This window comes from Pseudomonas entomophila (assembly GCF_013523125.1).
Lineage (GTDB): Bacteria > Pseudomonadota > Gammaproteobacteria > Pseudomonadales > Pseudomonadaceae > Aquipseudomonas > Aquipseudomonas entomophila_B.
Genome location: NZ_JAAMQJ010000067.1, coordinates 1 through 9,801, shown reverse-complemented (window position 1 = coordinate 9,801; position 9,801 = coordinate 1). Strand labels below are relative to the sequence as shown.

The window sequence follows — 9,801 nt, the reverse complement described above, 5'->3', positions numbered from 1 at the left end:
GTCCGAAGCGATCGAGTCCACTGCTCGAACTCTCGAAGTCGTCAAAGGCGAAGTCCGAGAAGTGCTGTTCGTGCAGCTGAATGGCCTGCTGGCTGAGCAGCGCAGTCAGCTTTTCACGTCGCCATCGACGGTGCGCGACCAGATCGGCGTTGTCTAGCGTATAGAGGGGCCAGCCATGATCGACTTCAAGCTGGACATCGACCGCGTCCCGCTGGCCCGCGAAATCTCAGACATCCAGAAGCGGCAGATCCCGTTCGCGCAGATCCTTGCCCAGACCCGGCTGGCTCAGCAGATCAAGGCCGGCATGCTGGAAGTGATGAAGCACCGCATCGACCGGCCCACGCCGACCACGATGCGCAGCTTGTTCGTTCAGGCGGCCACCAAGAACCGCCCGGCCAGGATCTATTTCAAGGACGCTTGGACCTCGGGCATTCCTGCCGATGCCTACCTGCAGCAGGCCGTCCAGGGCGGACAGCGGCCCCACAAGCGGTTCGAGAAGTCGCTGATCGCCAAGGGGCTGATGAAGTCCGGGCAGTATGCGGTACCGGTCAACGACCTGCTCAACCAGTACGGCAACGTTTCGCGCGGCACCATGACTCGCATCCTGTCGGGTCTGGGTGCGGCTGAGTCGGCAAGTGGCTTTCAGGCCAATGCCACCGGCAGCAAACGCAGCCAGCGTAAGGGCAATGCCAGGCGCTACTTCACCGGCACGGTCAATGATGAGCAGGGCATATGGGAGCGCAAGGACACCGCATTCGGTGAAGCGGCCAAGCCTGTCTTCCTGTTCACCGACAGCGCGCCGTCATACCGCGTGATCTTCCCGTTCTTCAAGATCGCCTCGAACATCGCCAAGGCTCACGGCCCGACTGTGCTCGACCGCGCCCTGCGTGATGCCATCCTGACCGCTCGAACCTGACCGTTTTCAGGCCAATACGCTGGAGGCCACGTATTCCGTGGCTTGCAGGGGTGAGGGGGTAGGGCGAGGGGGTCGATTCTGTCGATTTTGGTCGATTTTTGACCATTTTCGACGGGTCCTCCCGAGGGTACCGGGGGTAGGGGGTAATTCGGGCCCCGCTCTTTCACTACATATGACCTTTTTCCAGAGGTTGGTTGTTGTTTCGTCTATGGCCATTCCAACGATCGCACGCAAGCCGTACTGGCTGAACAAAAAAAGCATGGCCGAAAGCCTCGGGATCACCGTTCAAGCCTTTGATAAATGGGGTGTTGAGCCGGTGCAGAAGATCGGCCGCGAATCCTTCTACGACACCCGGTCGGTGCTCGATAACCGCCTGCAGCATCAAAGCGGGAAACAACAACCTGGCGGTGATCAGATCGATCCGCTCATTGGGCAGAAGATCGATTACGAACGGTGGCGACTTACCAAAGAGCAAGCGGACGCTCAGGCCAGGAAAAACAAGGTTGGTGAAAAGGAGCTTGTCCCGGTCGGGTTCATGATCTTCGCGCTGGCAAGCCTGGCCGCACAGCTGGCCTCAACACTCAACACCGTTCACAAGAACGTCAAGCGTAAGCATCCCGATATCAACGTGCGTCACCTTGAGGCTGTCCAGACCGAGATCGCCGTTACGCGTAACGCGGCTGCTGGGCTGGCTGATCGGATACCGGAGCTTTTGGATGAGTACATCGCCTCCCTGGATGAAACCACTGGTTGAGGCTGTCCGGCGCGGGTTGAAGAACCTTGAAGTCGATCCGCCCATGACAGCTGTTGAATGGGCAGATGATCAGTTCTACATGTCGTCTGAGTCGTCTTATGGGGAGGGTAAGTGGACTACTGAGTCTTTCCAGGTGGCGATCCTCAACGCCATGGGCAACGACCTGATTGAAGAGTTGAACCTGCCGAAGTCGGCCCGTGTTGGTTACACCAAGATGCTGGTGGCCAACATCGCTTACAAGATCAAGCACAAGAAGCGCAGCGTGTGCATGTGGAGTCCAACGGACGATGATGCCAAGGGCATCATGAAAAAACACATCGACACCATGATTCGCGACGTGCCGGTGATCAAGGCTCTGGCCCCGTGGTTTGGCAAGAAGCACAAGGACAACACCGAGGATCAAAAGACCTTCGAGAACCGCAAGGTGCTGTGGTGGTTGGGCGGCAAAGCAGCCGGTAACTACCGCGAGAAAAGTCCGGACGAGGTGGGCTATGACGAACTGTCGAGCTTTGACGCTGATGTCCAGGGCGAAGGCTCGCCCACTTTCCTTGGCGACAAGCGCCTGGAAGGGGCGACCTTTCCAAAGTCTATCCGTGGCTCGACTCCCAAGCTTGCAGGTAGCTGCCAGATCACGCGAGCGGCGAATGAATCGCCCTACCTGTTGCGTTTCCACATCCGCTGCCCTGGTTGCGCAACCGAGCAGACCCTGAAATGGGGCGGGCCTGACGAGCCGTTCGGTCTCAAGTGGTCCAAGAACGCGCGCGGCGAGGTCGACAAGGCCTGGTATCTCTGCGAGTCCGGCAACGGCTGTACCTTCGATCATCACGAAATGGTCGAGGCTTCCAGGACTGGCCGCTACATCTGCGAAAGGACAGGCATCTGGACGCGCGACAGCATGGAGTGGTTCGACCAGGACGATGCCCCGATCGATACGCCGCGATGCCTGACCTTCCACATCTGGACGATCTATTCGACCTTTACCACCTGGGTGAAGATAGCGGGGGAAAGGGTCAAGGCTGGCAGGGACCGGGGCAAGCTGAAAACCTTCGTCAACACGACGCTAGGCGAGGCCTGGGAAGAGGATCTGACTGAGAAAATCGACGCGGAACAGCTGTACAACCGTCGTGAAGTCTACGCGGCTCAAGTGCCAGCGCGGTGCGTTGTGCTGACTGGCAGTATCGATACCCAGGACGACCGCTACGAACTGCGTGTATGGGGCTGGGGAGCGGGTGAAGAGGCTTGGCTGATTCACCGACGAATCCTCACCGGCGACCCGGCCAGCGAGGAGCTGCTGCGCCAAGTCGGCTTGCAGTTGCACAAACAGTTTACCCGTGCCGATGGGACCGTTATGGGCGTGATGCGCTGGTGCTGGGACTCGGGTGGTCACCATTCGGAGACCGTCAGAGCACAGAGTCGCAAACATGGCCTGCACTGGGTGATTCCAATCTTCGGGGCAAGTACCTACGGCAAACCGATTGCCAACTTCCCCAAAAGGAAAGACAAGAAATCGCGGACCTATCTCACCGAGGTCGGCACCGACAACGCCAAGGAAGTCATATACAACCGCCTCAAGCTACAGCCGGACGGCAATCGTCCAGTGCCTGGGGCGATCCACTTCCCTGCAGACGACTCGATCTGCGATGCCGAAGAACTCAACCAGCTGACCAGCGAAACCAAGAAATGGGTCTTGGTTAAAGGCCGTCGCGTGCTGCGCTGGGATGCCAGTAAGAAGCGCAACGAGGCCCTGGACTGCTTTGTGTACGCCCTTGCCGCCTTGCGGATCTGCATAGAGCGCTTTGGCCTTGATCTGGACTTCCTGACCAGCCTGGTTCCTGGCCTTCCTGTGCTGGAAGGCCAGACAGCATCCCTGGAAGAAGTAGAGCCAGACGCTGATCCAGAACCCGCCGCGCCGCCGGCGCAACCCCAACACCAACCGGATCCCTCGCCAACATTTGGCGACTGGATCGATACAGGAGACAGCGGATGGCTGTAACCGCACAGGAAATGGTAGAGCGCTACCTGCAAGCTGAGGCCGATCTACTCGAGGGCGGCAAGGACGTGCAGTTTGGCGGCCGCCGCGTGACGATGGCCGAGCTGCCGCAGATCCGCGCCGGTCGCTTGGAATGGGAGCGCCGCGCCGCTGCTGCAGCGCGCGGGGGGCGTCCAGGGTATTCCCTGGCGACGTTCTGATGATCGGGGAAATGGTCGACCGCGCCTTGGCGCCGTTCTTCCCGCGCGTGGTCGCCGATCGCATGCGTGCCCGCAACGTGATTCTGGCCTTCGAGGCTGCCAAGCCCTCACGCACGCATAAGCCCAAGAAGCAGGCAAAAGACGCTGACAGCTCGCTGCATGGTTCGCTGAAATCCCTGCGTGAGCAGTGCCGCAAGTTGGACGAGGACCACGACCTGGTCACGGGTCTGTTCGATCGGCTCGAGGAGCGTGTAGTGGGCGGGCCTGGCATCGCTGTCGAGCCGATTCCCCTGCGCTATGACGGCACGGTGCATACAGCGTTTGCAGCGGCCATCAAGTCGCTGTGGGCCGAATGGTCGCTGCGCCCTGAGACCTCTGGCGAGTTGACCCGGCCGCAAATGGAGCGGTTGGTGTGCCGCACTTGGTTGCGCGACGGGGAGGCCCTGGGGCAGATGCTCATGGGCAAGGTGCCAGGCTATACGCACCTGCACGGTGTGCCCTTTGCCATCGAACTGCTCGAGCCTGATTACCTGCCGGTTGAATACGTCGACTACTGCGCTGGCATCGTCCAGGGCGTCGAGCGCGACAACTGGCGGCGGGTAAAGGCTTATCACCTGCTCGATGGCCATCCGGGGGCCATGGTTGGCCAGAAATGGGCGAGCAACACCAAGCGCGTGCCGGCCGATCAGGTGATTCACATCGCCAACCGCAAGCGCATTGGTCAGAACCGAGGCCAGCCGCTGCTGCATGCCGTGGTAATCCGCCTGGCCGATATCAAGGACTACGAGCAGAGTGAGCGCATAGCTGCGCGTATCAGTGCCGCGCTGGCCCTGTACATCAAGAAGGGTACCCCTGACGACTTTGTGCCACCGGGCCAAGGACAGGTGCAGGAGCAACGCACCTTTCCAATCGCCCCAGGCACGGTGATGGACAACCTGCTGCCCGGTGAGGAAGTCGGGGTAATCGAGAGCAACCGCCCGAACCCCTTCCTTGAAGGCTTCCGCAACGGCCAGCTCAAGGCTGTGGCCGCCGGCGCGCGCAGCACTTACTCGAGCGTGGCCCGCAGCTACGACGGCACCTACTCGGCGCAGCGGCAGGAGCTGGTCGAGGGCCAGCTGGGCTATGACCTGCTGCAGCACGAGTTCATCGACTACTGGTGCCGCCCGGTGTACCGGGCCTGGCTGCGCATGGCGGTCATGAGCGGACAGCTGCGGGTGCCACCTGACGTGGATCAGCGGACCCTCTACGGCGCCTTCTATCAAGGCCCGGTCATGCCTTGGATCAACCCGGTGCATGAGGCCACCGCCTGGGAAATCCTCGTCAAGGCAGGCTTTGCCGACGAGGCCGAGGTGGCCCGGTCTCGGCAGCGCAACCCGTCCGAACTCAAGGCCTCGCGGATTGCGGAGATTGCCGCCAACCGCGCGGCCGAGCTGGTTCTGAGTTCGGACTACTACCACCAAATCTACGGGAAGAACCAAACCGATGCAGATGCAAACAAGGAACCTGCCCCCGCCGCTGATGGAGCCGCAGGGGTCGGCCGGGACGACGACGGGTAACCCCGGCAGCAGCTGGTACACCATCAAGGCCGCTGCCACGCGCGGCGTGGCCGAGGTGTATCTGTTCGGCGACATTGGCGACTGGGGCATCTCGGCGCAGCAGTTTGCCAACGACCTGCGCGCCGTGGGCGACGTGTCGCAGATCAACCTGCACATCAACTCGCCCGGCGGTGCCGTCTTCGAAGGCATGGCCATGTACAACCTGCTCAAGAGCCACAAGGCGCGGGTGATCGGCACCGTGGTCGGCCTGGCCGCGAGCATGGGTAGCGTGGTGGCAATGGCCTGCGACGAGATCCGCATGCCGGCCAACGCCATGATGATGGTTCACAAGCCCTGGGGCATCCAGGGCGGCGACGCCGAGGCCATGCGCAAGTACGCCGAAACCCTCGACAAGTTCGAGACCGGCATGGTGGCGGTGTACGTCGCCAAGACCGGCAAGAGCGTCGAAGAGGTCGAGGCGCTGCTGACGGCCGAAACCTGGATGACCGGCGCCGAGGCGGTCGCCCTGGGCTTTGCCGACACCTTGCTTGACCCGATCGAAGCCTTCGCCACGATCAACTCCAACCGCCTGAAGGACTACACCAACATGCCCCCAGCTGCACAGCAACTCTTCACCCCGCGCGGTTCGGTCACCCCGCCTGTAGGCGGGCCAGCACCGACGCCTGGCAACCCCACCGAAACCGCCGAGCAGATCACCGCGCGCGTCCTGGCGGCTGACGGTGCTCGCCGTACCGCCATTCAGGCGGCCTTCACTCCCTTCACCGGGCATGAAGCGCTGCGCGATACCTGCCTGAACGACACCAACTGCACGCTCGAGCAGGCCAACGCCAAGCTGCTCGAGGTGATCGGCCAAGGTACGACCCCAACCGGCACCGTCCGCCACCATGGCCACCTCACCAACGGCAACCTGGTGGGCGACTCGGTTCGCGCTTCGATCTACGCACGGGCCGGCCTGGACGAGCTGCAGCACGACAACGGCTTCAACTTCATGACCTTGCGCGAGCTGGCCCGTGCCTCGCTGGTCGAGCGCGGTGTGGGCGTCTCGACGCTCAACGTCATGAACATGATCGGTCTGGCCTTTACCCACAACTCGAGTGACTTCGGCAACATCCTGCTCGACGCGGCCCATAAGTCGATGCTGGCGGGCTGGGAGAAGTCCGAAGAGACGTATCACCTGTGGACCAAGAAAGGCCGTCTGAGCGACTTCAAGGTCGCCAACCGGGTAGGCCTGGGGTCGTTCTCGTCGCTGCGTGAGGTGCGTCCTGGTGCCGATTACAAGAACATCACCTTGGGCGACACCGGGGAGACCATCCAGCTGGCCACCTACGGCGAGCTGTTCACCATCAACCGTCAGGCGATCATCAACGACGACCTCGATGCGCTGACCGCGATTCCGCGCCTGATGGGTGAGGCGGCTCGGGCCACGATCGGTGACCTGGTCTACGACCTGTTGATCAAGAACGGCAAAATGAAGGACGGCAAACCGCTGTTCGATGCCTCGCGCAAGAACCTCTTCACCGGCGCCGCTTCCAAGCTGTCGATCGAGGCGATGAGCGCAGCCAAGGCGGCCATGGCGCTGCAGCAGGCCACGGTGGCCAAGGAGGCCAAGCCGCGTCCGTTGAACATCCGTCCGGCCTTCCTGCTGTGCCCGGTGGTCCTGGAAGACAAGGCCAACCAGCTGATCCGCTCGGCCTCGGTACCGGGTGCCGAAACCAATGCCGGCATCGACAACCCGATCCGCAACTTCGCCCAGGTCATCGCCGAGCCGCGACTGGACGTGGATTCGGCCACCAGTTACTACATGGCGGCCAAGCAAGGCTCGGACACTATCGAGGTGGCTTACCTGGACGGTATCGAGACGCCGTATTTCGACCAGCAGGAAGGCTTCACCAGCGACGGTATCGCCTCCAAGGTCCGCATCGATGCCGGCGTGTCCGCGCTCGATGCTCGCGGCTTGAACAAGTCCGCCGGCCAGTAAGCCGCGCGTGATGCCAAACACCCCGCACCTGCGGGGTTTGTTGTTTCTGGAGAAAGAGAATCATGGCGACCAACTATGTAAACAGTGGCGACACCGTCACCCTGCCGGCACCGACCGGCGGGTCGGAAAAGGGCGTGCCCCAGGTCATCAACGACCTGGCGGTCATGCCGCTGGAAAGCGGCCCCAAGGGCACGCTCATTACCTACCGCACGGCCGGGGCCTGGAGCGTCCCGGCTGACGCGTCCCTCAAGGCCGGCAACGCGGCCAGCGTGAAGGACGGTGCGATGGTCGCGCCGGGTATGGAAGGCTCCAAGCCCTACGGCAAGCTGCTGAGCGATTCCGCCGGCGGCTATGCCGAAGTGCTGATCGTGCAGTGATGGCGACGGCATCGAGCTTTCGAGAGCGCGCGGCCCGGCGCCTGGACGGACCCATTCTGCGACGTGTCGGCGATCGAGCCACGCTTGCCGATGGCCGTTCGGTGCAGGGCATCTTCGAAAATCCCTTCCGCGACCCCCAGCTGGGCAGCAAGCGCCTGGCCTCGAGCATCAACGCCGAGGCGGCGCGCGAACCCCAGTTCAGTCTGCCGGCAGCCAATGCGGCCGGCCTGGGCAAGGGCGCGGCTCTGACCATCGAGCTGGCTCCCGAGGACGGTGGCGGGGCCTACACCGTGGTACGGCCGGAGCCGGACGGTACCGGCTGGGTAACCCTGATCCTGACGGTGAAGCATGAGCGAACAGCAGACATCACCTAGCGAGCTGACCCAGTTGCACACGGCCATGACCGAGGCCATGACCCAGGCGCTGCCGCAGCTGCAGAACATCGCGGCCTATCCGGTGCTCGAGGCCGGCATGAAACTGCCAGCGCTGTTCTATGCCATCACTGGCATGGCCCCTGGGCCGGACCCCGGCGACGGCCGCACCTGCATCGTGGCCACCTTCGAGGCCTTGATTCTGGTCGAGGAAGAACGCGAACAGGCGCCGCTGCAGGCTGCGATCCTGGCCAGCAAGCTGGTCAAGTTGCTGGACGGGCAGTATTGGGATCTGGACTTCGTCGACCAGACCTATGACGTGCAGGCCATGCCGTCGGAGATCACGCCGGAGCTGCTGAAATGCGTCGGCTGGTCTGTGCAGTGGCGGCAGGATGTCTACCTGGGCGACAGCGAATGGCCGTGGCCGGACGAGCCGCCAAGGTCGCTGGTCTTCGCCTTCGATCCGCAGTCTGGGCCGAGCAACGAAGGCCACTATCAAGCACCGGAAAATCTGGCATGAGCTACGCGACCGCGCAGCATGACCGGATGCTGTCTGATCAGGTGATCAAGGGGTACGTCGTCGCTGTGGACCTGGTGGCGGGCAAGCTGCGCATGTCGGACGGTACCGACTGGGTCAGCGCCTGGGTGAAGTGGCATGCGCTGGCCGCCGGCAAGGCCCGCCATTGGCGGTCACCTAGCCTGGGCGAGCAGGGCGCACTGATCAGCCCGAGCGGTGACCCTGCCCAGGGCACCTTTGTACCGGGGCTGTACGGCAATGCCGGCCCGCAGCCGGACAACCGCGACCACGTCGAGGTGTGGCGTTTCGACGATGGCGGTTCACTGGTCTACGACTGGCAGGCCAAGAGCTACACCATCACGCTGCCCGGCGGCACGGTCACCATCAAGGTCGGCAGCAGTACGGCGGTGATCACCGACGACACCATCACCGCCAAGACCGCGACGGCATCGGTCGAGGCCCACGCGGTCACGGTCAAGGCACCGAGCATCACCCTGCAGGGCGACGTTCAAGTCGACGGCGCGTTACGCGTAACGGGCGACATCTTCGGCGGTGCAAGGATCATCGATACCGCCGGCAACACCCCCAACCACAAGCATTGAGGCAAGCATGGCTGACAGCAAGACACGCGGACCCATCAACGGGGTCGACAGCGAGACGGTGGCCACTATGGTCGATCACCAGATCACCGGGCAGTTTGATCAGTACCGCATGCTCGATTACTGGCGTCGGCTGCTGGCCGGCGATAACGAGCCGCAGGTTATCGCTGAGGGCCTTTGCCGCGCACTGAGCGGCGGCCGCTACACCAAAGGACCAGCGCGCAATGTGACGATCAACCTCAACATCCAAAGCGCGGCTAAGCCCCAGGCCCTGGCCACTGCGCTGGCTGTAGAAGTTGAAAAGGCTGTCGCCAAGCACAGCTGACTTCCCCTAACCCCTTCCAAGGCCCGCCGCGTGCGGGCTTTTTCATTGGAGCCACACATGGCCACGAAAAAGACCACTGCAGCAGATCCAGACACCACCACCGAGGCCGCACCGGCGCCGGCGCAGGTGACGTTCCGCGATACCGTTTTCGCCTCCCGCGTGCTGATCCTGCCGGACAGCATGCGCGAACTGCCCGTGCGTGCTCACCTGGTGAGCGT

The 9,801-nt window shown here is 62.6% G+C and carries 11 protein-coding genes; all 11 read left to right on the top strand.

Features of this window, described 5'->3' with window-relative positions; all coding sequences use genetic code 11:
* Positions 1 to 175 precede the first annotated feature (175 nt).
* Positions 176 to 916, top strand: coding sequence for a hypothetical protein (locus G7007_RS21170; protein ID WP_181104966.1), 741 nt, complete (start codon positions 176 to 178; stop codon positions 914 to 916).
* A 208-nt stretch (positions 917 to 1,124) separates the two neighbouring features.
* On the top strand, positions 1,125 to 1,670 hold the full coding sequence (locus tag G7007_RS21165) for a terminase small subunit (protein ID WP_258198650.1): 546 nt from the start codon (positions 1,125 to 1,127) through the stop codon (positions 1,668 to 1,670).
* Positions 1,633 to 3,663 (top strand): phage terminase large subunit family protein, encoded by a 2,031-nt coding sequence (locus G7007_RS21160; protein WP_181104965.1) that lies wholly within the window; start codon positions 1,633 to 1,635, stop codon positions 3,661 to 3,663. The genes G7007_RS21165 and G7007_RS21160 overlap by 38 nt, the downstream gene beginning before the upstream one ends.
* The gene (locus G7007_RS21155; RefSeq protein ID WP_181104963.1) at positions 3,654 to 3,860 is read left to right on the top strand and encodes a primosomal replication protein PriB/PriC domain protein; all 207 of its coding nucleotides are present in this window, start codon (positions 3,654 to 3,656) and stop codon (positions 3,858 to 3,860) included. The genes G7007_RS21160 and G7007_RS21155 overlap by 10 nt, the downstream gene beginning before the upstream one ends.
* Positions 3,860 to 5,416 (top strand): phage portal protein, encoded by a 1,557-nt coding sequence (locus G7007_RS21150; protein ID WP_181104961.1) that lies wholly within the window; start codon positions 3,860 to 3,862, stop codon positions 5,414 to 5,416. Before G7007_RS21155 ends, G7007_RS21150 begins: the two co-directional genes overlap by 1 nt.
* Positions 5,349 to 7,394, top strand: coding sequence for a ClpP-like prohead protease/major capsid protein fusion protein (locus tag G7007_RS21145; RefSeq protein WP_181104970.1), 2,046 nt, complete (start codon positions 5,349 to 5,351; stop codon positions 7,392 to 7,394). Before G7007_RS21150 ends, G7007_RS21145 begins: the two co-directional genes overlap by 68 nt.
* 62 nt (positions 7,395 to 7,456) lie before the next feature.
* Positions 7,457 to 7,771 carry a hypothetical protein gene (locus tag G7007_RS21140; RefSeq protein WP_181104959.1) on the top strand — a complete coding sequence of 105 codons (315 nt, stop codon included), beginning with the start codon at positions 7,457 to 7,459 and terminating at the stop codon, positions 7,769 to 7,771.
* A complete protein-coding gene (locus G7007_RS21135; protein ID WP_181104957.1) occupies positions 7,771 to 8,145 on the top strand; it encodes a head-tail joining protein in 375 nt (124 codons plus the stop codon). The genes G7007_RS21140 and G7007_RS21135 overlap by 1 nt, the downstream gene beginning before the upstream one ends.
* Positions 8,120 to 8,662 (top strand): hypothetical protein, encoded by a 543-nt coding sequence (locus G7007_RS21130; protein ID WP_181104956.1) that lies wholly within the window; start codon positions 8,120 to 8,122, stop codon positions 8,660 to 8,662. Before G7007_RS21135 ends, G7007_RS21130 begins: the two co-directional genes overlap by 26 nt.
* Positions 8,659 to 9,261 (top strand): phage baseplate assembly protein V, encoded by a 603-nt coding sequence (locus tag G7007_RS21125; protein ID WP_181104954.1) that lies wholly within the window; start codon positions 8,659 to 8,661, stop codon positions 9,259 to 9,261. Before G7007_RS21130 ends, G7007_RS21125 begins: the two co-directional genes overlap by 4 nt.
* A gap of 7 nt (positions 9,262 to 9,268) precedes the next feature.
* Entirely contained in the window at positions 9,269 to 9,583 is a 315-nt protein-coding gene (locus G7007_RS21120) for a hypothetical protein (protein WP_181104952.1), read from the top strand.
* The last annotated feature ends 218 nt before the right edge of the window (positions 9,584 to 9,801 follow it).

Bases quoted from the DNA above. Each gene is read 5' to 3' on its own strand.
- G7007_RS21170 (WP_181104966.1), top strand. From the start codon at position 176: ATGATCGACTTCAAGCTGGACATCGACCGCGTCCCGCTGGCCCGCGAA.
- G7007_RS21165 (WP_258198650.1), top strand. From the start codon at position 1,125: ATGGCCATTCCAACGATCGCACGCAAGCCGTACTGGCTGAACAAAAAA.
- G7007_RS21160 (WP_181104965.1), top strand. From the start codon at position 1,633: ATGAGTACATCGCCTCCCTGGATGAAACCACTGGTTGAGGCTGTCCGG.
- G7007_RS21155 (WP_181104963.1), top strand. From the start codon at position 3,654: ATGGCTGTAACCGCACAGGAAATGGTAGAGCGCTACCTGCAAGCTGAG.
- G7007_RS21150 (WP_181104961.1), top strand. From the start codon at position 3,860: ATGATCGGGGAAATGGTCGACCGCGCCTTGGCGCCGTTCTTCCCGCGC.
- G7007_RS21145 (WP_181104970.1), top strand. From the start codon at position 5,349: ATGCAAACAAGGAACCTGCCCCCGCCGCTGATGGAGCCGCAGGGGTCG.
- G7007_RS21140 (WP_181104959.1), top strand. From the start codon at position 7,457: ATGGCGACCAACTATGTAAACAGTGGCGACACCGTCACCCTGCCGGCA.
- G7007_RS21135 (WP_181104957.1), top strand. From the start codon at position 7,771: ATGGCGACGGCATCGAGCTTTCGAGAGCGCGCGGCCCGGCGCCTGGAC.
- G7007_RS21130 (WP_181104956.1), top strand. From the start codon at position 8,120: ATGAGCGAACAGCAGACATCACCTAGCGAGCTGACCCAGTTGCACACG.
- G7007_RS21125 (WP_181104954.1), top strand. From the start codon at position 8,659: ATGAGCTACGCGACCGCGCAGCATGACCGGATGCTGTCTGATCAGGTG.
- G7007_RS21120 (WP_181104952.1), top strand. From the start codon at position 9,269: ATGGCTGACAGCAAGACACGCGGACCCATCAACGGGGTCGACAGCGAG.